The organism is Kitasatospora sp. NPDC058444, assembly GCF_042721415.1.
Taxonomy (GTDB): domain Bacteria; phylum Actinomycetota; class Actinomycetes; order Streptomycetales; family Streptomycetaceae; genus Kitasatospora.
The window spans coordinates 39,373-61,067 of record NZ_JBHXLL010000018.1; the positions used below are offsets into that span (position 1 = coordinate 39,373).

The following is a 21,695-nucleotide window of genomic DNA, read 5'->3' on the forward strand; positions in this document are numbered from 1 at the left end:
CCGGCGCAGACGGCGACACCGCCGGCCGGGACCTCGGGACAGCAGCACCGAGACCCCGGCCGGGCGGCTTCGCCCAGGGTGCTACCGCAGCACCGGCAGGTACTCCCGCAGATCGCTGCGCTCGCCCGAGGCCGACACCTCGGCCGCCTCCACCGCCGCCGCCCAGTCGGCCCGGCCGGTGGCCAGCCGGATCCAGGTCAGCGGGTCGGTCTCCACGACGTTGGGCGGGGTGCCCCGGGTGTGCTTCGGCCCCGGTACGGCCTGGACCACCGCGTACGGCGGCACCCGCAGCTCGACGGCGCCGCCGGGCACCTGCCCGGCGAGGGCGTCGGCCAGCATCCGGGAGACGGCGGCGAGGGCCTGCGGGTCGTGCGGGAAGGCGTCCAGACCGAGCGCGTCGGCCAGGTCGTCGGCGTGCACCACGGTCTCGACCAGCCGGCTGACCAGGTAGTCGGTCAGGAGCATCGGATGGCCGGTCAGGAAGGTGACCCGCCGGTCCGGTTCCGCGTCGGCCAGCTTGTCGAGCACGCCCCGTACGGCGTCCAGCGACTGGTCGAACGTGGCGGCCAGCTCCGCGGCCGGGCCGGCGAACCCGCTCGCCGCCTTCTCGGTGGTCACGGTGTCGACGAACTCGGCCATCGTCCCGGCCAGCGCCGCGTACTCGGCCAGCGGCAGCGTCGGCCCGTCCACCTCCGGCGCGTCCAGCACGGGCAGCAGCTGGCTCAGCGCCAGGCTCACGTGGGTCACCAGCTCTCGCACCCGCCAGGAGCCGAGCCGGGTCGGCCGCTCCAGATCGGACTCCGTCAGTCGGTGCACGACGTCGCGCACCGCCTCGCTCTGCGCCACCAGCGCGGCGCTCACCTTTTGCGGCTGATACGTACGGGACTTGGCAGACATGGGCGTCAACATACGCCGAGGGGCGGGTAGTTCACCAGAGAACCGCCCGCCCCTCCTGAATCGTGCGTCAGCCCAGCAGGGCCTCGATGACACCGGTGTGGGCGTCCTTCAGCTCCGCCAGCGAGACGCTGAACTGGCCCTGGACATCCACGCTTTCGCCGTCCACGACACCGATCCGGGTGGCCGGCAGGCCACGCGCGGTGCACATGTCGTTGAACCGGAGCTCCTCGCTGCGCGGCACCGCCACGACGGCGCGGCCGGCCGACTCCGAGAACAGGAAGACGAACGGGTCCATGCCCTCGGGAACGATGACCCGCGCGCCGTGGCCGCCCTTGAGGCAGCTCTCCACCAGCGCCTGGCCGAGACCGCCGTCGGACAGGTCGTGCGCGGCGTCGATCATGCCGTCGCGCGAGGCGGCGATCAGGATCTCGCCGAGCAGCCGCTCGCGCTCCAGGTCCACCTTGGGCGGCAGGCCGCCGAGGTGGTCGTGGACGGCCTGCGACCAGGCCGAGCCGCCGAGCTCGTCCGCCGTGTCGCCGAGCAGGTAGAGCAGCTGCCCCTCCTCGGCGAAGGCGACCGGGGTGCGCCGGGTGACGTCGTCGATGACGCCGAGCACCGCGACCACCGGGGTCGGGTGGATGGCGACCTCGCCGGTCTGGTTGTACAGCGAGACGTTTCCGCCGGTGACCGGGGTGCCGAGCACCAGGCAGGCGTCGGCCAGGCCGCGGGTGGCCTCGGCGAACTGCCACATCACGTCCGGGTCCTCGGGGGAGCCGAAGTTGAGGCAGTCGGAGACGGCGAGCGGCTTGGCACCGCCGGCCGCGACGTTGCGGTACGCCTCGACCAGGGCCAGCTGGGCACCGGTGTACGGGTCCAGCTTGGCGAAGCGGCCGTTGCCGTCGGTGGCGACCGAGACGCCGAGGTTGGTCTCGTCGTCGATCCGGATCATGCCCGAGTCCTCGCCGTGCGAGAGCACGGTGTTGCCGAGCACGTAGCGGTCGTACTGGTCGGTGATCCAGGACTTGGAGGCCTGGTTCGGGTGGCTCGCGACCTTCAGCAGGTCGGCCTTGAGGCCCTCGCCGGTGGTCGGGCGGGCCAGCCGCTCGGCGGTCGGGGCGTCGGCCTGCAGCGCGTCCTGCCAGCTCGGGCGGGCGTACGGGCGCTGGTAGGTCGGGCCCTCGTGGGCGACGGTGCGCGGCGGGACGTCCACCACGAGCTCGCCGTGCCAGAAGATCTCCAGGCGCTCGCCGTCGGTCACCTCACCGATGACGTTGGCGATGACGTCCCACTTCTCGCAGATCTCCAGGAAGCGGTCGACCTTGTCGGGCTCCACGATCGCGCACATGCGCTCCTGCGACTCGCTCATGAGGATCTCCTCCGGCGAGAGCGTGTGGTCGCGCAGGTGCACGGTGTCGAGCTCGATCCGCATGCCGCCGGAGCCGGCCGAGGCCAGCTCGCTGGTGGCGCAGGACAGACCGGCGCCGCCGAGGTCCTGGATGCCCTTGACGAGCTTCTCCCGGAAGATCTCCAGGGTGCACTCGATCAGGAGCTTCTCCTGGAACGGGTCGCCGACCTGGACGGCCGGGCGCTTGGCCGGCTTGGTGTCGTCGAAGGTCTCGGAGGCGAGCACCGAGACGCCGCCGATGCCGTCGCCGCCGGTGCGGGCTCCGTACAGGATGACCTTGTTGCCGGCGCCGGAGGCCTGCGCGAGGTGGATGTCCTCGTGCTTCATGACGCCCACGCACAGCGCGTTGACCAGCGGGTTGCCCTGGTAGCAGGAGTCGAAGACGACCTCGCCGCCGATGTTCGGCAGGCCCAGGCAGTTGCCGTAGCCGCCGATGCCCGCGACGATGCCGGGCAGCACGCGCCGGGTGTCCGGGTGGTCGGCCGCACCGAAGCGCAGCGGGTCCATCACGGCGACCGGGCGGGCGCCCATCGCCAGGATGTCGCGCACGATGCCGCCGATGCCGGTGGCCGCACCCTGGTAGGGCTCGATGTACGAGGGGTGGTTGTGCGACTCGACCTTGAAGGTGACCGCGTAACCCTGGCCGACGTCGACGACGCCGGCGTTCTCGCCGATGCCGACGAGCATCGCGTCCGAATCCGGCTTCTTCTCGCCGAACTGCTTCAGGTGGACCTTGCTGCTCTTGTACGAACAGTGCTCCGACCACATGACCGAGTACATGGCGAGTTCGGCGCCGGTCGGGCGGCGGCCGAGGATCTCCCGGACGCGCGCGTACTCGTCCTCCTTGAGGCCGAGTTCGGCCCAGGGCTGGGCGGCGTCCGGGGTCTGCTCGGCGTTCTTGACGGTGTCGAGGCTCATCAGGCGTTCACCAGCTGCTTCAGGACGGAAGTGAAGAAGCCCAGGCCCTCGGTGGTCGGACCGGTGAGCGGCTCCACGGCGTGCTCCGGGTGCGGCATCAGGCCGACGACATTGCCGGCGGCGTTGGTGATGCCGGCGATGTCGCGGTACGAACCGTTCGGGTTGACGTCCAGGTAACGGGCGACGACCCGGCCCTCCGCCTCCAGCTCGTCCAGCACCCGCTCCTCGGCGACGAAGCGGCCCTCGCCGTTCTTCAGCGGGACGACGATTTCCTGGCCCGCCGAGTAATCCCGGGTCCAGGCGGTGCCGGCGTTCTCGATCCGCAGCTTCTGGTCACGGCAGATGAAGTGCAGCGAGTCGTTCCGGGTGAGCGCACCGGGCAGCAGGTGCGATTCGCAGAGCACCTGGAAGCCGTTGCAGATACCGAGCACCGGCATTCCGAGCTTCGCCTGCTCGATGACGGACTCCATCACCGGCGAGAAGCGCGAGATCGCACCGCAGCGCAGATAGTCGCCGTAACTGAATCCGCCGGGCAGGACGACGGCGTCGACCTGGTGGAGATCCTTGTCACGGTGCCAGAGGGCGACCGGCTCGGCGCCTGCGAGGCGGACCGCCCGCTGGGCGTCGCGGTCGTCGAGGGAGCCGGGGAAAGTGACGACGCCGACGCGGGTGGTCACTTGCCCTCCTCCTCGACCCGGACGGTGAAGTCCTCGATCACGGTGTTGGCGAGAAAGGTCTCGGCGGCTTCGCGGATACGGGCGAGCGCCGCGTCGTCGACCGGGCCCTCCACATCCAGCTCGAAACGCTTGCCCTGGCGGACGTCGGCGATCCCGGTGAATCCGAGGCGGGGCAGTGCACGCTGCACCGCCTGTCCCTGGGGGTCGAGGATCTCCGGCTTGAGCATGACGTCGACTACGACGCGTGCCACTGGCACTCCCGGTGGTGTCTTCGGTGAGGCGGGGGAACTCCAGACTACCGGTGGTTTCGGGCAGGATTGCTGGCCGGGGATAGCGACGCGCGTAGACCCGAGACCCTTACGCCGCAAGGGATCCGGGCCCCTCCCCCGCCGCCCGGGCCGCCCGGTTTCCACGGATTCGGCACTCGGAACGGCACCGGCCGGAGAACACCCGAATACGGCACTTGGGGACAGATCCGCCCGTCCCGCACGCCGGTATCAAGGAGTCCCGCGAAGAGACGTGAATATCCGGAAAAGAATGCCGGACTCTTCGATTTCTGCCCCCTTCGGGTGCAGAATAGGGCCACCTGTCGCGGCAAGTGCTGCGTATCAGGCGAGCCACCCGGCCCGCCCGTTCGCGCTTGCGCGAGTTGGTGCACATCAGGCCCCGGTACCCCCTCGGACCGGCGGCCGAATTGCCCGAGAGGATTGACACCCATGGCACAGCGTGTAGTTGTCACGCTCTCCGACGACCTGGACGGCGGCGCCGCCGCGGAAACCGTCCACTTCGGCGTCGACGGGAAGTCGTACGAGATCGACCTGTCCGTGGACAACGCGGAAAAGCTGCGGGAGGCCCTCGCTCCGTTCGTCGCCGCCGGCCGCCGCCAGAGCCGCACCGGAAAGTCCTTCCGCCGCACCGCCCTGACCCCGGACCCGGCCGCCGTCCGCGCCTGGGCCCTGTCCCGCGGGATGGAGCTGCCGGCCCGCGGCCGCATCCCCAAGCATGTGTACGAGGCGTTCGCCGAGGCGAACTGAGCCCCGCGGGAGTCCGCTCCCAGGTCGCCCCGCCCGCCCGGACCGAAAGGGTGGGGCGACCACCCCGAAAGATGCTGTAGAGTATTCCTCGTCGCCGCAACGGAGAGATCCGAAGAGGCGGCGGGTGCCCCACCAGGCACCGTGCGGACGTGGCTCAGTTGGTAGAGCATCACCTTGCCAAGGTGAGGGTCGCGAGTTCGAATCTCGTCGTCCGCTCGCAGTGCGCGAGCACAGCACAACTCAATAGTTTGACCTGCGGACGTGGCTCAGTTGGTAGAGCATCACCTTGCCAAGGTGAGGGTCGCGAGTTCGAATCTCGTCGTCCGCTCCGATACGAAGGGCCCCCTCGGAAGAGGGGGCCCTTCGGCATTCCCCTGCCATGCCGCCCCTTCCGGCTTGTCCGTCCTTCCGGCTTGTCCGTCCCTCCGACATGTCGGTGCCTCCCGCATATCGGCCCCTCGGCATATCGGCCCATGACATTTGTCATCGCCGACCCGTGCATCCGCACCGCGATGTCATGACGGCGCGCACTGCCCGCGCGGCCCGGTCGCCGGGAGGCTTGAGGCATGGAAACGAGCCGGGCCTCCCGCCCCAGCGAAGACGTGATCGAGGTCACCGACCTGCACCGCCACTACGGCGGGGGCACCACCGGGTACCACGCCGTGCGCGGCGTCGACCTGACCGTCCGCCGCGGCGAGCTGTTCGCCCTGCTCGGCACCAACGGGGCCGGCAAGACCTCCACCATGGAGGTCATCGAGGGCCTGGCCGCGCCCAGCGACGGCACCGTCCGGGTGCTCGGCCGGGACCCCTTCAGGGAGCGCGCCGCCGTCCGCCCGCGGATCGGCATCATGCTCCAGGAGGGCGGCTTCGCCGGCGAGCTCACCGCCGCCGAGACCGGCCGCGTCTGGGCCGGAATGACCAGCGGCGCCCGCCCGGTGGCGGAGGCGCTGGAACTGGTCGGCCTCGGCCACCGCGCGAACGTCCGGGTCAAGCAGCTGTCCGGCGGCGAGAAGCGCCGGCTGGACCTCGCGATGGCCCTGCTCGGCCGCCCCGAGGTGCTCTTCCTGGACGAGCCCAGCACCGGCCTCGACCCCGAGGCGCGCGCCGCCGTCTGGCAGCTGGTCCGCGAGCTGCGCGCCCAGGGCACCACGGTGCTGCTCACCACGCACTACCTGGAGGAGGCCGAGGAGCTCGCCGACCGGCTGGCCATCATGCACGGCGGCCGGGTCGTCACCTCCGGCACCGTCGCCGAGGTGATCGCCGGCCGGCCGGCCCGGATCAGCTTCGAGCTTCCCGAGTTCGACGGGGCCGCGCTGCCCGTCCTGGCCGGGGCCGAGCTCTCCCTCGACGGCCGCAAGGTCACCGTGCAGACCCTCGGGCTCCAGGACACCCTCACCGACCTGCTCGGCTGGGCCCGGCACCACGGGATCGCGCTCGGCGCCCTGGACGCCCGCAGCGCCTCGCTGGAGGAGGCCTTCCTCGCGATCGCCTCCGAGGCCGCCCACCAGAACCCCCCGCAGGCTCCCGCCGCCTCCCGCCCCGCCCGCCGCCGCCTGATCGGATCCGCCCGATGACCACCACCGCCACCGCCGCCGCCACTGGTCCGCAGAGCACCACCGTCCGCCGGCTGCTCGCCCTCGGCCGGGCCGAGGCCACCCTGCTGCTGCGCAACCGCACGGCCCTGTTCACCGCCCTGGTGCTGCCGCTGTTCCTGGTCGTGGTCCTCCAGAGCACGCTGTCGAAGCAGGCCGAGTCCAACCCCGGCCTGGACGTCGACTCGCTGCTGGTCTACGGCTCGGTCGGGATGGTGCTGGCCTTCGTCGTGTACTACAACCTGACCGCCGCGTACGTCGGTCGGCGCGGTGAGCTGGTCCTCAAGCGGCTGCGCACCGGCGAGGCCCGGGACATCGAGATCCTGCTCGGCACCGCCGTCCCCTCGCTCACCCTCGCCCTGCTGATGGCCGCCCTGATCGGGATCGGCGGCAGCATCGCGCTGCACCTGGCCGTACCGGTCAACCCGCTGCTGATGCTGGTCGGCCTGCTGCTGGCGCTGGCCACCATGATCTCCCTGGCCGCGCTGTCCAGCGCCTTCACCAAGACCGTGGAGAGCGCGGGCATCACCACCCTGCCGGTCATGCTGGTGATGCAGTTCGGCTCCGGCCTGTTCGTCCCGCTGGACGTCATGCCCGAGCAGCTGGCGAACATCTGCCGCCTGCTGCCGACCACCCCGGCCTTCCAGCTGATCCGCGTCGGCTGGTTCGGCACCGACGGCTCGGCCGCCGCGACCGACTTCGCCGGCTCCTGGGGCGCCGCCGGCTCGCACCTGGTCACCGGGACGATCTGGCTCGGCCTGGCGGTCTGGGGCGCGGTGCGCTACTTCCGGTGGGAGCCGCGCCGCTGAACCTGACGGGTCAGTAACGAACGGCAATCCGAAGGACCGTCCCCGGGTTCACCTCTGATATGAAGGCAGAAAGCACGATCGTGGTCGAACTGGGGGCGGAAGAATTGAGAATGCGGTCACCGCTTCGCAGCTGGACGAGCCTGAGCAAACCCCAGCGCACCGAGCTCTACTTCCGCTGGTCGCTCTACACGCTGCCGCTGCTGCTGCTCCCGATCACGCTGCTCTCGGCCGGGGCCCGGGCCGACCTGCCGGGCTCCGTCGGAGCCGTCCGGATCTCCCTGCTGGTCTCCCTCGCCTCGACGCTTCTGGGCCTGCGGGCCTGCCGCACCTCGCTCGACCACTACCTGAAGCGGCCCACCGAACACCTGCGCTGGTTGGCCGTCAACGGCGCCTTCGCGGTGGCCGGCTCCTGGGCCGTCCTGCTGCTCGGGCCGGACGCCGGTGCGGCGGACGGCGCCGGCGGAACCGCGTTCACCCCCACGGTCTCGGTGCTGCTGCTCGCCATCGCCTTCGGTCCGGCGTCCATCGGGCTGTCGATCGCCCGGTCGGCGCTGGCCGCCCTCGGCGGGCTCCTGCTGGTGGCCCCGGCGATGGTGCTGGCCGGGTACGGCGCCGCCGGCACCGCCGGCCTGCTGATCGGCGCCCTGGTCATGCTGCCCGTCCTCGGCGGGACCTGCCGCAGCTTCGCCTGGCTGACCTCGGTGGTCTGGGAGCTGGACGCGGCCCGTGAGGCGCAGTCCCGGCTGGCCGTCGCCGAGGAACGGCTGCGCTTCTCCCGCGACCTGCACGACGTGATGGGCCGCAACCTCACCACCATCGCGCTGAAGAGCGAGCTCGCCGTCCAGCTCGCCCGCCGGGGCCGCGAGGAGGCCGCCGACCAGATGGCCGAGGTACAGCGGATCGCCCAGGAGTCACAGCGCGAGGTCCGGGACGTCGTCCGCGGCTACCGCACCACCGACCTCCACGCCGAGGCGATCGGGGCCCGCGCGGTGCTGCGCTCGGCCGACGTCGCCTGCGAGATCGACCTCGGCGAGCACGCCGAAGAGCTGCCGGTCCCGGTCCAGTCGGTGCTCGGCTGGGTGATCCGCGAGGCCACCACCAACGTGCTGCGGCACAGCGAGGCCGGCCGCTGCCTGATCAGGCTGCGGACCGAGGACGGACGGGCCGTGCTGGAGCTGGAGAATGACGGGGTGCCCGACGTCCCGTTCCCGTCCCAGGGCAGCGGCACCGGGCTGCGCGGACTGCGCGAGCGGCTCGCCGCCCACGACGGCGAACTGACCGTGCCACCCGCCGGGGCGGGCGTCTTCCGGATGCTCGCCACCGTCCCGCTGCCCCGCTCGCCCCGCTGAGGAAGAAAGACCGCCCGATGACCGAGAACGCCGCGCCCGTCCGCGTCCTGCTCGCCGACGACGAGCACCTGATCCGGGGCGCGCTGGCCGCGCTGCTCTCGCTGGAGGACGACATCGAGGTGGTCGCCCAGGCCGGCTCCGGCACGGAGGCGCTGGCGATGGCGGCGGCGCACCGCCCGGACGTCGCGGTGCTGGACCTCCAGATGCCGGGCCGGGACGGCATCGAGGTGGCCGACCGGCTGCGCCTGCTGCTGCCGGACTGCCGCTGCATGATCGTCACCGGCCACGGCCGCCCGGGCTACCTGAAGCGGGCGCTGGAGGTCGGGGTGCGCGGCTTCCTGCCGAAGACCGTCTCGGCGGCGGACCTGGCCGGCATCATCCGCACCGTGCGCTCCGGCGGCCGGTACGTGGACCCGGAGCTGGCGGCGGACGCGATCAGCGCCGGGGAGACCCCGCTGACCCCGCGCGAGACGGACGTCCTGGAGCTGGCCGCGGACGGCACCTCGATCGCCGGGATCGCCGAGCGGGCCTCGCTCTCGCCGGGCACCGTGCGCAACTACCTGTCCTCGGCGGCCACCAAGCTGGGCGCGGAGAACCGCCACGCGGCGGTGCGGATCGCCCGCGAGCACGGCTGGATCTGAGGCCGTGCCCGCGGGCGGTCGTCCCGGGCTCAGGCCCAGGTGGTACCGGTCAGCCGCTCGTACACCTCGATGTACTTGGCGCGGGTCCGCTCGACGATCTCGGTCGGCAGCGCCGGCGGCGGCTGCTCGCTGTGGCGGTCCCAGCCGGAGTCCGGGGAGACCAGCCAGTCGCGGATCAGCTGCTTGTCGAAGGACGACTGCGAGCGGCCCGGGGCGTACGCGTCGGCGGGCCAGTAGCGGGAGGAGTCCGGGGTGAGCACCTCGTCGCCGATCACCAGCTCGCCGTCCAGCAGGCCGAACTCGAACTTGGTGTCGGCCAGGATGATGCCGCGCTCGCGGGCGATGTCCCGGGCCCGGGCGTAGACGTCCAGGGTGGTGCGGCGCAGCCGGGCGGCGAGGTCGGCGCCGATCCGGCGGGCGGTCTCCTCGTAGGAGACGTTCTCGTCGTGCTCGCCGACCTCGGCCTTGAGCGCCGGGGTGTAGATCGGGGCGGGCAGCTCGGAGCTGTTCTCCAGGCCCTCCGGCAGCGCGATGCCGCAGACCGTGCGGCTCTCCTGGTACTCGGCCAGGCCGGAGCCGGCCAGGTAGCCGCGGGCGACCGCCTCGACCGGGACCATCTCCAGGCTGCGGCAGACCAGCGTGCGGCCCTTCCAGTCGGCCGGGGCACCGGCCGGGACCTCGGTGGAGATCACGTGGTTGGGGACGATGTCGGCGATCCGCTCGAACCACCACAGCGACAGCTGGGTGAGGATGCGGCCCTTGTCCGGGATCTCGTTCGGCAGCACCCAGTCGTGGGCGGACGTCCGGTCGCTGGCCACCATGACCAGTTCGCCCGACTCGTTGCGGTAGAGGTCGCGCACCTTGCCGGTGTGCAGGTGGACCAGGCCGGGTACCTGGACCGGCTCGGGCTTGGTGACAAATCCGCTCAAGGTGTTCAGTCCTCAGGGGTCGTTCGCGGGCGTGGGGCACGGCGAAAGGGGAGGTCACTGCCCCCGCAGTCTTTCACGGCCCGCCGAACGCGGGTTCTCCGGCCGCCGCACCTCAGTTCTTGCAGAGCCGGTCCAGCAGGTTGGCGGTGGCCCGCTGGATCCGCTCGTCGGTCAGCCCCGGGCGCCCCAGCGCGGGCGACCAGGCGAAGGTGCCGGCCGCGAAGACGTACGCGCCGCTGGGCGCCCGGTACAGCGAGGTCTCCTGGTAGCGGGTGCGGCCGGCCGGGTCCTGGTACGGCGAGTGCGCCAGCAGCACCCGCTCGACGTGCTCGGGCAGGGCCACCTTCGGGTAGTAGCGGTCGGCCTCGCCGGCGACCAGCCCGGGCAGCTCGTCGCCCTCCTGGAGGCCGGTGCCGTCCCAGAGCCAGTGCGCGGTGTGCCGGGCGACCAGCGGGACGGGCGCGGCGACCCGCCCCGAGTACTGCACCCCGAGCAGGTGCTGCTCGGGCTCCCCCGCGTCCCGCCACAGCGCGCTGGCCGCGCCGGCCGCCCCGGCCGCCGGGCTGCCCAGGCGGACCTTCTGCCGCTTGCGGCAGTTGAGCAGCCGGTTGGGCTCGCCGGAGGCCGCGGCGGTCAGCTCGACCCGCCAGTACATGGTGTTGGCGGAGAGGAACACCAGCGAGGTGCCGCCGTCCCGGGCCCGCTCGACGGCTCTGCGCATCGGCTCGGACCAGTACTCGTCGTGGCCGGGGAAGACCAGCGCCCGGTGCCGGAACGGATCCACCAGGCCGGCGTGCAGGTCGGTGGCGGTGGCGTAGGAGAGGTCGTAGCCGAAGCGCTCGGCCCAGCGGATGAAGTCGTACGCGTGGCCGACGTGCAGCGGCAGTCCGGCGGTGGCGTGCGGGCGGTCGAAGGAGACGGTGACGGCCGCCTCCGGCTCGCCGACCAGGCAGCCCCGGCCGTCCCAGGCGTGGTAGAGGCTGGCGCCGGTGCGGCCGTCCTCGGGGAACAGGTTGTACGCCTGCCAGGTCACGTCCGGGAGCACCAGGAGCAGCTCGGCGGTGCGCGCCCGGTCGTCGAAGTCCCGGACGGTGAAGGGGATGTGGCTGCGGTGCAGCATGTCCGCGGTGGTCAGCACGGCGACGTACGCGCCGGGCTTCCAGTGGGCCGGGATCTGCTGCCGCCAGGAGTGCCACCAGTGGTGGCAGGAGACCGTCCGGTCGACCACCAGCGGGGCGGGCTGGGCGAGGCCGGAGATCAGCGGGCTGGAGGTCATGTGGCGGGCGCCGTCGCCGCCGTAGTGGCCGATCCGGAAGATGTTCACGGTGAACTCGCGGGGCGGGTTCACGGTGACCCGGAAGTCCACCGAGCCGCCGGGGCGGACCACCCCGGCCGAGGCGAAGCCCTTGATCTGCTGGTCCACGTCGTTGGCGCCCTGGGGGGTGCCGACCGACGGCTTCCTGCGGACCCCGGCCGTCAGCGCCTGCTGGCCTGGCGCGTCCACCGAGACGTACCAGGGCACGGCGCCCTCCACCCCGGCCAGGTACTGGTCCGGGCTGCGCAGCCAGGGCAGCGGGCCCTGGCCGAAGGGGTCGGAGACGCTGTAGGCGTGCGTCCCCGACTCCCAGCGGCGGTTGAGTTCGGTCCCCACGCGCCCCTCCCAGGTGCACTTCCGCCCGGTTGGCACGTGCCCCCCGGATGTGCGTGCGGTCTAATACACCACAGACTGCTGGCGCTGCGTCACCCTCCGGTAGCGATTGGTGCGGGGAATCTCGCGCGCCTCCCGGCTGGGGCCTCCGGCCTGCGAAGACGCCCGGCGGCCGGTCCTTTTGGGGGCGCGTGCGCGGGTTGCGTGCGCCCTCCTGTGACTCCTGGGACGTCAGAGGCGGACGGGTTTCTCCAGACGGACGTCGGCGGCGTCCAGCCAGGCGCGCAGCGGTCCGTCCTGGCCCTGCTCGACGGCCTGGGCGACCGGACCGGCCAGGTCGGTGCGGCGCACCCCGCCGAGCAGCAGCACCGGGCCGTCCAGCCAGTCCAGGCCGGGGGCTCCGCCGGCGGTGTCCACGGCGGCGCAGCAGACCATCGCGGTGACGTGGTCGACCAGCAGGTCGCGGCCGCTGCGGTCGGGGTCGAGCAGCGGGGCCGGGGTGGTGGTGCGGGCCAGCTGGGCGGCCAGCGCGGCGGCCAGCAGCTCCCCGTCGCCCTCGGCGAGCCGGCCCAGCAGCCGGGTGAGGGTCGGGGCGCCGGGGCGGGACTGCGGGGCGAGCCGGTCCAGGGCGGTCTGCAGGGTGGCGGCGCCCGAGCGCCAGCCGGCGTCCACCACCTCGCGCGGGTAGTCGGCCCACTCCAGCTCGTGCCAGCTGCCGGCCGCCGGGTCGCCGAAGAACAGTTCGGCGGCGAGCCGGGAGACCGCCCGGTCGACGGCGCCGGGCTCCTCCAGCAGGTCGCAGGCGGGGCGGTCGCCCAGCCGGCTGCCGTAGCCGTCGGCCAGCCGGTCGCGCCGGGACAGCTCGGTGAGCGCCGAGACCACGCCGGCGTTGAGGTGGGCCGGGTGGCGGCCGAGCCGCCAGGCGGGCAGCGCCACCCGGGTGAGCAGCCGGTCCCAACCCGCGTAGGCCAGGCCGACCTGCTCCTGGGCGGCGATCCGCAGGCCGTAGTCGACCGTCCTGGCCTGCTCGGAGGCCCAGCTCGCGACCGAGCGCTCCAGTTCGGCGGAGTGGCCCCGGCAGGCGCCGAGCAGGCGGCGGACGACCCTGCGCACGACCCGGTCGGCGAGCCCGGCCGGACCGCGCCGGGGCGGCCGGGGCGGGACGGCCAGGGTGCCGCCGCCGAGGCCGGGGGCGACGCCGCCGCCGGAGTCCAGACAGGCGTCCAGGCTGCGCAGGAAGCGCCGGGCCGCGGCGATCTCCGGGTCGGCGGAGGCGGCCGTCCCGGCCACCACGGGGGCGAGCAGGGCCCGCAGTTCGCCGGCCCGCATCCACCACAGGAAGGGCGAGCCGATCACCAGGACGGGGGCGGGCGCGCCGGGATCCGGGCGCAGCGGAGCCGTCCGCCGGGCCGGCGGGACGTCCTCCAGCCAGCTGTCGCAGTCCGGGGTGAGGGCGACGGCGGAGGGCGCGGGCACGTCCAGCCGCTCCGCCAGCTCGCCGATCAGCCGGTACAGCTCGGGGGCCTCGGCGCGGTCCAGCGGGACGGCCGGGGTCCGGGGCGGGTCGGTCCGGCGCAGGGCCCGGGCGGTCAGCCCGGCCACCGCCAGGGTCAGCGCGGCGACCGCGCAGACCGCCCAGCGGGCGGCGTCCCAGCCCGCCGCGTCGGCGGCCCCGGGCGCGCCGATCCGGCCGGTGAACCGGCCCGCGAGCAGGACCACCGCCAGGGCGGCGGGCACGGCGGCGGCGGCCCGGGCGAGGCCTCGGATCCGCAGGACCGCCTGGGCGTGAGCGCGCGCGATGTCGACTGCGGCCATACGGTGCGACACCCCCTTCGGAGCCCTCAAACGCCCGGCTTCGGGCCCTGAGCCGACTCGAAACGATCAGTTCCGACCGGGAAGCGGAGGCGTCCGATCCCCGGTAGTGCATGCTGCGTGGCGCTACTGACATTTTCGACGCCCCGGTCCGGGTGGGTGTTCCGGATCGCCCCGGTTTCCACTCGTCCCGGTGACGCCGCCCGGTCGTTCCGGTGACGCCGCCCGGACGCCGGCGACCGGTCCGGTGCGGCACCCCGACGACCGCCCGGCCGGACGCCGTCCAGCATCCCCCCGTGGGAGCACCGCTACCCGGCGGCGACCCCGGCGCGCGGGCTCCGCGCACCGCGATCCAGCGCACCATAAGGCCGCGCGGCCGGTTGCGTCAGCCGGATGCGGGTGCTGTCACCCGATGGGCTGGAATCCGTCGGCCGAACGGTGTGTCCGCCCGCGCGGCCGGTCCGGCCCCGAAACGCCGGGAACGCTGCGCCCTTGGGGTTGACCGGTGGGCTCAGGTGTTCGAGTGCCGCTCGCCCCTGCTGGCTCCGCCCGCCGGCGGTGCGGGTCCGGCCGTCGGCGTGGGGCCGGCCGTCGGCGTGGGGCCGGCCGCCGGCGTGGGGCCGCCCGCCTCCGCACGCACCGCGGCCCCCGTGCGAACGGTTCGCACGGGGGCCGCGGACGGCGCGGGCGCCGGGTCTCAGGCGGTGGCCGCCTTCAGCGCGATGTCGGTGCGGTGGTGGCCGCCCTTGAGGGAGATCCGGTCCACCGCGGCGTACGCGAGCTCGCGCGCCTCGGCCAGGTCGGCGCCGGTCGCGGTGACCGACAGGACGCGGCCGCCGGCGCTCAGCACCCGGCCGTCCTCGTCCGCCTTCGTCCCGGCGTGCAGCACGAACGCGGTGCCGTCCGCCTCCGCCTCGGCCAGGCCCTCGATCGGGTCACCGGTGCGCGGGGCGGCCGGGTAGCCCTCGGAGGCGACGACCACGGTGACGGCCGCGCCCTCGTCCCAGCGCAGCGGCTCCAGCTGGTCCAGGGTGCCGGTGGCGGAGGCCAGCAGCACGCCCGCCAGCGGGGTGCGCAGCCGGGCCAGCACGACCTGGGTCTCCGGGTCGCCGAAGCGGGCGTTGAACTCGATCACCCGGGTGCCGCGCGAGGTGAGCGCCAGGCCCGCGTACAGCAGGCCGGAGAACTCGGTGCCGCGGCGGCGCAGCTCGTCCACGGTCGGCTGGAGGACGGTCTCCAGGACCTCCTCGACCAGCCCGGCGGGCGCCCACGGCAGCGGCGAGTAGGCGCCCATGCCGCCGGTGTTCGGGCCCTCGTCGCCGTCCAGGGCGCGCTTGAAGTCCTGGGCGGGCTGGAGCGGGACGACGGTGGTGCCGTCGGTGATCGCGAACAGCGACACCTCGGGGCCGTCCAGGTACTCCTCGATGACCACGCGCTCGCAGCCGGCGGCGTGCGCCAGCGCGGCCTCGCGGTCGGAGGTGACCACGACGCCCTTGCCGGCGGCCAGGCCGTCGTCCTTGACCACGTACGGGGCACCGAAGGCGTCCAGCGCCTCGGCGGCCTCGGCGGCGGTGGTGCAGACGTAGGAACGGGCGGTGGGGACGCCGGCCGCGGCCATCACGTCCTTGGCGAAGGCCTTCGAGCCCTCCAGTTCGGCGGCCGCCGCGGACGGGCCGAACACCGGGACGCCGGCCGCGCGCACGGCGTCCGCGACGCCGGCCACCAGCGGGGCCTCCGGACCGACCACGACCAGGTCGGCGTCGAGCCGGCCGGCCAGCGCGGCGACCTGCGCACCGTCCAGCTGGTCGACCGGGTGGACCGTGGCGACCTGCGCGATCCCGGCGTTGCCCGGGGCACAGTGCAGTTCGGTCACTGCGGGATCTTGGGACAGGGAGCGGCACAGGGCGTGTTCGCGGGCGCCGCCGCCGATGACGAGGACCTTCACGCCTGGCAGCGTAGTCGGTGGCCTGTTCCGGCCGCTCTCCGGTCCCGTCTGATCCTCCAGGAGGAGGGCTCCGCGGGCCGGGCGCGCCGGAGGATCCTCCAAGTCCGAGGGGGCCGGTTCGGCGGTGGGTGGTCGGGTCACGACGTCGGGTCACCGGACCCTCGCTCGGACGGGTGAAATCTCGCCGCCCCCCGCAACCCGCCCACCTCGGGTTCCGTTGGCCGAAACCGGTAACGATCACCGGAGAAGCGCCCCCACGGTCAGCCATTTGGCGGTAAGAAGTGCTGTTGGAGAACCACCGGCGGACACCGCGTCAGCCGTTGCGCCGACAGAGCCAGCAGTCCGCCCGCCACAGGGAGCCCCACAGGTGAGCCAGCCGGAAATGCAGCCCGAGGAGAGTGCCTGGGGCAAGGAGATCGGTGAGGAGGACCAGCCCGTCGCCGCCGTCGTCCGACGCGCCTCCACCCGCCAGCGGACCGATCTGAGCACCCGCCAGTTCCCGCTCGGGGACTGGGGCGAGCCCGCCGAACGGCTGGAGGAGCTCTACCGCTGGTCCGAGGAGCGGGCGGTAGAGGCGATCGAGTGGTACCGCCGGGACCGGGTCTGGAAGCGCCGCTGGGCCCGCCTGCTGCGGTTCGGCGCGGCCGGCTTCGCGGTGGGCGGGGTGACCGCCCCGCTGGTCGGCCTGGCGGGCGCCTTCGCGCACGGCACCGGCTGGGGCTACGTCGGCTTCGCGCTCTCCGCCGCCTGCCTGGCCACCGACCGGGTCTTCGGCCTCACCTCCGGCTGGATGCGGGACGTCTCCACCGGGCAGGCCCTGCAACGCCGTCTGGAGGCCTTCCAGTTCGACTGGGCGTCGGAGTGCGTGCGCGAGGTGCTCGGCCCGACCGAGGGCACCGCGGGCGAGGCCGCCGAGCGCTGCCTGGGCGTGCTGCGCCGGTTCTGCGAGGACGTCTCGGACATGGTCCGCTCCGAGACCTCCGAGTGGATGCTGGAGTTCCGCGCCTCGATGACCCAGCTGCCCACCCAGTCCGGCGGGGCCTGGGGCGGGCGCAGCGAGCCCGGGGTGGGCGCCCAGGTGCGGGTGCTGCCGCCGCCGGGCACCCGGCCCACCATGCCGCGCCAGCGGCCGCCGGAGGGGCCGCTGCGATAGACAACCGGAGGACGACCGGAGGACAGCGGAGGACAGCGGAGGGCAGCGGAGGGCAGCGGATTCAGGCGAAGACGATCATCGAGCCCTGGGTGACGCTCCTGGTCGCCGCCGCGTACAGGCCCGACCAGGCGTGCCGCTCCCGGGCGAAGGGGTGGACGTCGTCGATCGGCGGCCCGAACGGCTGCTCCAGACCGGTCGGGCCGAGCGGTCTGGTCGGGCCCGGCGGGTTGAGCGGGTCGATGCCCAGCGCCGGTGCGACGGCCTGGAGTTCGCGCAGCAGCCCGTGGCTGGAGCCGAGCGGGCCGCCGGAGGCGAGCAGCTCGTCGTCCACCAGCGGCACCGCGAACTCCACCGGCACGTACGCGCCGGCGTGGTCGAAGTGCCAGACCAGGTGCGACTGTTCGGCGCTGCTCTCGAACATCTCCAGCAGCTGCTCGTAGTCGCCGCCGAGCGCGTCGACCGGGGTGATGTCCAGGCCGGTGAGGCCCAACAGGTAGGCGCGGCGCAGGAAGTGCAGCGAGTCGTAGTCGAAGGCGGCTATCGGCTCGACCGCGCCGCTGACGCCCGGGACGAACCGGTAGACCGGCACCTCGGGCAGCCCGCGCGAGGCCAGCACCGCGTTGTAGCGCGCGATGTCGTCCCGGAAGGGGTTGTCGGGGCTGTGGCTCAGCACGTCCACCAGCGGGACGAGCCAGAGGTCGCAGGCCATGGCCGGCCGTTCCTCTCCGGAGGCGGGGATCGCCCGCGGAGACGGGGCGACGACGGGGTGGGGTCGGTACCCGGACGGCCCTTTCACCAGGCGCCCGGTCCGATGACCGCCCACCCTACCGGCCCGGCGCGGCGTGCGGGTCGGGCCGTCCCCGCGGGGACTCGGAGGGCGGTTCGGGCAGCCGTCGGCCGAACCGGCCGTACGGTGTCGCGCGCGGCTGCGGCACCAGGCCGAGGCCCAGTCCCAGCTCACGGCCGAGTTCCCGGCCCACCTCGGCGCTGCGCGGACTCCGCTCGGCGCGGGCCGCGCCGGACTCGGCACCGGGCTCGGCACCGGACTCGCCGCCGGGATCGTCGGCCGGCTCCGGCGGGCCCGGCGGCGCGGGCGGCGGCTCGACCGGCACCGGTGGCCGCTCCTCCCCCACGTACTCGGTGAGCAGCTCCAGGACGGCCACCGACTCCAGCGGCTGCCCGGCCAGCCCGGCCAGCAGCCGGACGGTGTACAGGTTGTACTCGCAGACGATCCGGTGCGCGCCCAACGTGTCGCGGGCCTCGATCGCCCCGACCAGGTCCTGGTGGCGCTCCCAGCAGACCCCGCCCAGCGTCGGCAGCTCCCGCAGGTAGCGCGCGGCGAACATCCAGGACTGCACCCGCAGCCAGTCCAGGTACTCGGCCATCCGGCGGTTGCCGAGCAGTGCGGCGACCTCCTGCCAGAAGCGCCGGTCGCAGCCCACCATCACGTCCAGGTTCCCGGCCCGGGCGGCCCGCACCGCCGCGTCGGCCCGGCGGTGCAGCGAGGGCAGCCGGCTGAGGTCGGGCAGTGCCCGGCGGGTGGCGTACTGGCGGTGGAAGCTGTCGGTGATCAGCACCCGGGACTCGAAGATCTCCAGGAAGTCGTCCCACCCCAGCTCGGGCACGGTGAAGCCGCGGTGGTGCTCGGCCCGCAGCAGGCCCTGCGCGCCGAGGTCGACCAGCGCCTCGCGGGCCGGGGTCGCGGAGACGCCGTACAGCTCGGCGATCTCCTTGACGGTGAAGTTGCGGCCGGCCGCGAGCCGGCCGGCCATCATCTCCTCGCGCAGCGCACCGGCGATCTGCTCGCGCAGGCTGTTGCGGTGGATGACGGGACGGGGGGTGTCGCCTGCGCCGTTGTCAGGCATGGGCGCGACCTCCTGGGCGGCCTACTGTGCGGGCCCTCGTCCGGGCCGGCGGGGAACACGACGAGTGCTCATCTTCTCAAACCCGACCGGCCCAGGTACGAACCAACCCGCCGGAACGCCGCCCACGGCGCCCCGCCCGCCCCGCTCAGCGCTGAACCGGCGCCGGAATCCCCAGCAGGCGGTCCCGCAGCACCGGGAACTCCGCGCGCGCCTTGCCCACCTCGGCCGGATCGAACTCGACCGTCAGCACCTCCTCGTCCGCCCCCGCCTCGGCCAGCACCCGGCCCCACGGGTCCACCACGATGCTGTGCCCGGCCTGCTCGACCCCGGCGTGCGTCCCGGCGGTGTTGCAGGCCAGCACGAACGCCTGCTCCTCCACCGCCCGGGCCCGGGCCAGCAGCGTCCAGTGCTCGCGCCGCCGGGCCGGCCAGGCCGCCGGCACCACCAGCAGCTGCGCCCCGGCGTCCAGCAGCGCCCGGAACAGCTCCGGGAAGCGCAGGTCGTAGCAGGTGGCCAGGCCCAGCGTGGCGAAGTCGGTGGGCGCGGTGACGATCTCCTGCCCGGCGCCCATCACCACCGCCTCGCCGCTGTCGAAGCCGAAGCGGTGGATCTTGCGGTAGGTGTGCACCAACTCGCCGTCCGGGGAGAACAGCAGCGAGGTGTTGTAGATCGGCCCGTCCGGATCGCGTTCGACGACCGAACCGGCGTGCAGCCAGACCCCGGCGGCCCGCGCGGCGGCCGACATCGCGTCCGAGGTGGGCCCGTCCAGCGTCTCCGCACCATCCGACCAGAGGTCGTAGGCGAAGCCGCCGAGCGGCCACAGCTCCGGGAGCACCACCAGATCGGCGCCCTGCTGCGCCCGCACCAGGGCCGCCGCCCGAGCCCTCCGCTCGGCGGGCGGCTCCGCGTCGGAGACCGCGAGTTGGATCAATGAAGCGCGCACAGTACCACCGTCCACGGCAAGAGACCTACGATCGTCACCCGAAAGCGCTGCCCAGCTGTCTCCCGGCAGCGTAACGTGCGGTAAGCGTGCGCGCCCGGAAGCCGGACCATCCCGGTCGGCCGTGACAGCGGGGCGCAGGCGGCAAGGAAGCTGACGGAGGGCCGGAGATTCCCGTGACGGACAACCAGACCGTGCAGGCTTACACCGATGCGTGGACCCAGACCATCGAGTCCATATCGGAGCTGGTCGCCCCCCTTCCCGAGGGCTCCTGGAACCGGGCCACCGAGTGCCCCGGCTGGTCCGTCCGTGACGTCGTCTCGCACGTGATCGCGGTCGAGTCCGACCTGCTCGGCGACCCGCGACCGATCCACTCGCTGCCGCGTGACCTCCGTCACGTCACCACCGAGTTCGCCCGCTACGTCGAACTGCCCGTCGACAAGCGCCGCTGCCACACCGCCCTGGAGATGACCAGCGAGCTGGAGTACACGATCATCCGCCGCTCCCGGGCACTGCGGAACGCCAAGCAGACGCCCGGGGAACCAGTGCGCTGGCCCGCCGGGCCGCTGGCCAGGGACGTCCCGTACCACGAGCTGCTGCGGATGCGGGCCTTCGACGTCTGGGTGCACGAGCAGGACCTGCGCCGGGCCCTGGAGGCCCCGGGCAACCTCGACGCCCCGGCCGCCCTGATCACCCGGGACCTGCTGCTGGAACTGCTGCCCAAGGCCGTCGCCGACAAGGCCGGGGCCCCGGCCGGGACGACGATGGTGCTGGACGTCACCGGCCCGGTGGAGTTCCTGCGCACCGTCCGGGTCGACGCCACCGGCCGCTGCACCGTGGACGAGTCGATCAGCCTGGCCCCCGACGTCCAGCTCACCATGGACTGGGAGACCTTCCTGCGGCTCGCCTGCGGCCGCGGCCGCCCCGGCCCGGTCTCCGTCGAGGGCGACCGCGAGCTGGCCGAACGGGTGCTGGCCAACTTCTCGGTCACCATCTGACACCCGCGGCCTGACCCCCACGGCGCACACGACCCGGCGTACACGCACCGCCGCACGCCGGGTCGGTGCCACCCGTGCCTCCGCACGTCAATCCAGCACCAGCCACCTCACCCGATCGGCCTCGTTGTTCCGGGCAGTCCACCCACCACCCGGAAGAAGGAGGAGCGTCCCGATGGACGACGAACAGGTGCGGCAGGAACAGATGGTGCTGGTGCGGTCGAGCTTCCCGGTCACGGGGCAGCCGATCCGCGTGGTGATGATCGACGGGGAGCCGTGGTTCGTCACGGCGGACGTGTGCGCGGTGCTCGGCAGGCTGAACCCCAGCCGTGTGCGCCAGGTCGTCGATCCGGCCCACACGCGGGTCGTCAACTCGCGGTCGATTAACCTAACTTCCGGGAAGGTTAATCACGATCCCGCAGGTCAGAAACCCTACACACGCGGCAACCCAACGCTCAACGTGATCAGCGAGACCGGTCTGTACACGCTGATCATGCGGTCGAACAAACCCAACGCCAAGCCGTTCCAGGAGTGGGTCACCCGCGACCTCCTCCCCTCCGTCCGTCGCGGGGACACCGACGTCCCGAGGCAGCAGCGGCGGATGGCCGAGACCCTGGCCGAGGCGATCGGGCAGCAGGTGCGGATCGTCGCCGAGATCGACCTCGAGGACTGGCCTGGCCTGACCGTCCACTCGGACGGCACGGTCCGCTGCCGGCACGGGGAGATGGTCCTCCACCTGCCGAGCCGGGAGGAGGACAGCGGACCGCCGTTCGGCGCGTACTTCGCCTGCCCGGGCGGGGAGCGGGTCGGCATCCGGGGCAGCCGGATCGTCCCGGGCTGCCCCAGGCTGAAGCTGGTGGACCTGATCCGCCTGCGGCGCGAAGCACGGCCGGAGCCGAACCACCCGCCCGCACCCGATCACGGCCCGATGTACGCGGAGCTGCATGGCGCCCGGCTCTTCGGGACGCCGCCGCAGATGGCCGCGTTCATGCGGGAGTACGGGCGCTGATCCGGCCGGTGACCCTCGTTCTGGACAAGGGTTACCCCGCTATGCCTGAGTTCAACTCAGGCGTACGACGTTTCCGC

Annotated in this window: 19 protein-coding genes and 2 tRNA genes; 10 read left to right on the top strand and 11 right to left on the bottom strand. The window is 73.3% G+C overall.

The annotated features are described in order from the left end of the window. Positions 1–81: 81 nt before the first annotated feature. The 4 genes from ACFWP2_RS20075 to purS all read right to left on the bottom strand — a co-directional run bounded on the left by ACFWP2_RS20075 (position 82) and on the right by purS (position 4,148). On the bottom strand, positions 82–897 hold the full coding sequence (locus tag ACFWP2_RS20075; protein WP_380453116.1) for a sterol carrier family protein: 816 nt from the start codon (positions 895–897) through the stop codon (positions 82–84). A gap of 67 nt (positions 898–964) precedes the next feature. Then, positions 965–3,220 (bottom strand): phosphoribosylformylglycinamidine synthase subunit PurL, encoded by a 2,256-nt coding sequence (purL, locus tag ACFWP2_RS20080; protein ID WP_380453118.1) that lies wholly within the window; start codon positions 3,218–3,220, stop codon positions 965–967. After that, on the bottom strand, positions 3,220–3,897 hold the full coding sequence (gene purQ, locus ACFWP2_RS20085) for a phosphoribosylformylglycinamidine synthase subunit PurQ (RefSeq protein WP_380453120.1): 678 nt from the start codon (positions 3,895–3,897) through the stop codon (positions 3,220–3,222). Before purQ ends, purL begins: the two co-directional genes overlap by 1 nt. Then, entirely contained in the window at positions 3,894–4,148 is a 255-nt protein-coding gene (gene purS / locus ACFWP2_RS20090; RefSeq protein ID WP_049654013.1) for a phosphoribosylformylglycinamidine synthase subunit PurS, read from the bottom strand. Before purS ends, purQ begins: the two co-directional genes overlap by 4 nt. A gap of 465 nt (positions 4,149–4,613) precedes the next feature. Here purS and ACFWP2_RS20095 point away from each other — a divergent pair, with 465 nt between their 5' ends. The 7 genes from ACFWP2_RS20095 (at position 4,614) to ACFWP2_RS20125 (ending at position 9,322) form a co-directional block, all read left to right on the top strand. Continuing rightward, positions 4,614–4,931, top strand: coding sequence for an Lsr2 family protein (locus tag ACFWP2_RS20095; protein WP_030056585.1), 318 nt, complete (start codon positions 4,614–4,616; stop codon positions 4,929–4,931). A gap of 143 nt (positions 4,932–5,074) precedes the next feature. Beyond that, positions 5,075–5,147, top strand: a tRNA-Gly gene (locus ACFWP2_RS20100). A gap of 39 nt (positions 5,148–5,186) precedes the next feature. Next, positions 5,187–5,259, top strand: a tRNA-Gly gene (locus ACFWP2_RS20105). A 238-nt stretch (positions 5,260–5,497) separates the two neighbouring features. Further along, the gene (locus ACFWP2_RS20110) at positions 5,498–6,505 is read left to right on the top strand and encodes an ABC transporter ATP-binding protein (RefSeq protein ID WP_380453122.1); all 1,008 of its coding nucleotides are present in this window, start codon (positions 5,498–5,500) and stop codon (positions 6,503–6,505) included. Then, complete coding sequence (locus ACFWP2_RS20115; RefSeq protein WP_380453124.1) at positions 6,502–7,332, top strand: ABC transporter permease; 831 nt, start codon at positions 6,502–6,504, stop codon at positions 7,330–7,332. The genes ACFWP2_RS20110 and ACFWP2_RS20115 overlap by 4 nt, the downstream gene beginning before the upstream one ends. A gap of 110 nt (positions 7,333–7,442) precedes the next feature. Next, a complete protein-coding gene (locus ACFWP2_RS20120) occupies positions 7,443–8,681 on the top strand; it encodes a sensor histidine kinase (RefSeq protein ID WP_380453126.1) in 1,239 nt (412 codons plus the stop codon). A 17-nt stretch (positions 8,682–8,698) separates the two neighbouring features. Beyond that, the gene (locus ACFWP2_RS20125) at positions 8,699–9,322 is read left to right on the top strand and encodes a response regulator (RefSeq protein ID WP_380453128.1); all 624 of its coding nucleotides are present in this window, start codon (positions 8,699–8,701) and stop codon (positions 9,320–9,322) included. A 29-nt stretch (positions 9,323–9,351) separates the two neighbouring features. Here ACFWP2_RS20125 and ACFWP2_RS20130 read toward each other — a convergent pair whose 3' ends face one another. The 4 genes from ACFWP2_RS20130 to purD all read right to left on the bottom strand — a co-directional run bounded on the left by ACFWP2_RS20130 (position 9,352) and on the right by purD (position 15,656). Next, the gene (locus ACFWP2_RS20130) at positions 9,352–10,251 is read right to left on the bottom strand and encodes a phosphoribosylaminoimidazolesuccinocarboxamide synthase (RefSeq protein ID WP_380453130.1); all 900 of its coding nucleotides are present in this window, start codon (positions 10,249–10,251) and stop codon (positions 9,352–9,354) included. Between the two features lie 112 nt (positions 10,252–10,363). Beyond that, complete coding sequence (locus ACFWP2_RS20135; protein WP_380453132.1) at positions 10,364–11,902, bottom strand: N,N-dimethylformamidase beta subunit family domain-containing protein; 1,539 nt, start codon at positions 11,900–11,902, stop codon at positions 10,364–10,366. 228 nt (positions 11,903–12,130) lie between these two features. Next, positions 12,131–13,714 (bottom strand): hypothetical protein, encoded by a 1,584-nt coding sequence (locus ACFWP2_RS20140; protein ID WP_380453134.1) that lies wholly within the window; start codon positions 13,712–13,714, stop codon positions 12,131–12,133. 694 nt (positions 13,715–14,408) lie between these two features. Continuing rightward, positions 14,409–15,656 (bottom strand): phosphoribosylamine--glycine ligase, encoded by a 1,248-nt coding sequence (gene purD, locus ACFWP2_RS20145; protein ID WP_380453136.1) that lies wholly within the window; start codon positions 15,654–15,656, stop codon positions 14,409–14,411. A 367-nt stretch (positions 15,657–16,023) separates the two neighbouring features. Between purD and ACFWP2_RS20150 the strand changes: the two genes are divergently transcribed. Continuing rightward, entirely contained in the window at positions 16,024–16,809 is a 786-nt protein-coding gene (locus ACFWP2_RS20150; RefSeq protein WP_380453138.1) for an SLATT domain-containing protein, read from the top strand. A gap of 61 nt (positions 16,810–16,870) precedes the next feature. On the opposite strand, the gene ACFWP2_RS20155 is transcribed toward ACFWP2_RS20150, so the two are convergent. The 3 genes from ACFWP2_RS20155 to ACFWP2_RS20165 all read right to left on the bottom strand — a co-directional run bounded on the left by ACFWP2_RS20155 (position 16,871) and on the right by ACFWP2_RS20165 (position 19,617). Beyond that, positions 16,871–17,518: a hypothetical protein gene (locus tag ACFWP2_RS20155; RefSeq protein ID WP_380453140.1), complete on the bottom strand. Its 648-nt coding sequence runs from the start codon at positions 17,516–17,518 to the stop codon at positions 16,871–16,873. 115 nt (positions 17,519–17,633) lie between these two features. Continuing rightward, positions 17,634–18,674, bottom strand: coding sequence for a GntR family transcriptional regulator (locus tag ACFWP2_RS20160; protein WP_380453142.1), 1,041 nt, complete (start codon positions 18,672–18,674; stop codon positions 17,634–17,636). Positions 18,675–18,819: 145 nt separating this feature from the next. After that, on the bottom strand, positions 18,820–19,617 hold the full coding sequence (locus ACFWP2_RS20165) for a carbon-nitrogen family hydrolase (protein ID WP_380453144.1): 798 nt from the start codon (positions 19,615–19,617) through the stop codon (positions 18,820–18,822). Between the two features lie 173 nt (positions 19,618–19,790). Here ACFWP2_RS20165 and ACFWP2_RS20170 point away from each other — a divergent pair, with 173 nt between their 5' ends. Both ACFWP2_RS20170 and ACFWP2_RS20175 read left to right on the top strand, forming a co-directional pair. Beyond that, on the top strand, positions 19,791–20,612 hold the full coding sequence (locus tag ACFWP2_RS20170) for a maleylpyruvate isomerase family mycothiol-dependent enzyme (RefSeq protein WP_380453146.1): 822 nt from the start codon (positions 19,791–19,793) through the stop codon (positions 20,610–20,612). A 172-nt stretch (positions 20,613–20,784) separates the two neighbouring features. After that, positions 20,785–21,618 (top strand): Bro-N domain-containing protein, encoded by an 834-nt coding sequence (locus ACFWP2_RS20175; RefSeq protein ID WP_380453148.1) that lies wholly within the window; start codon positions 20,785–20,787, stop codon positions 21,616–21,618. Positions 21,619–21,695: the final 77 nt, after the last annotated feature.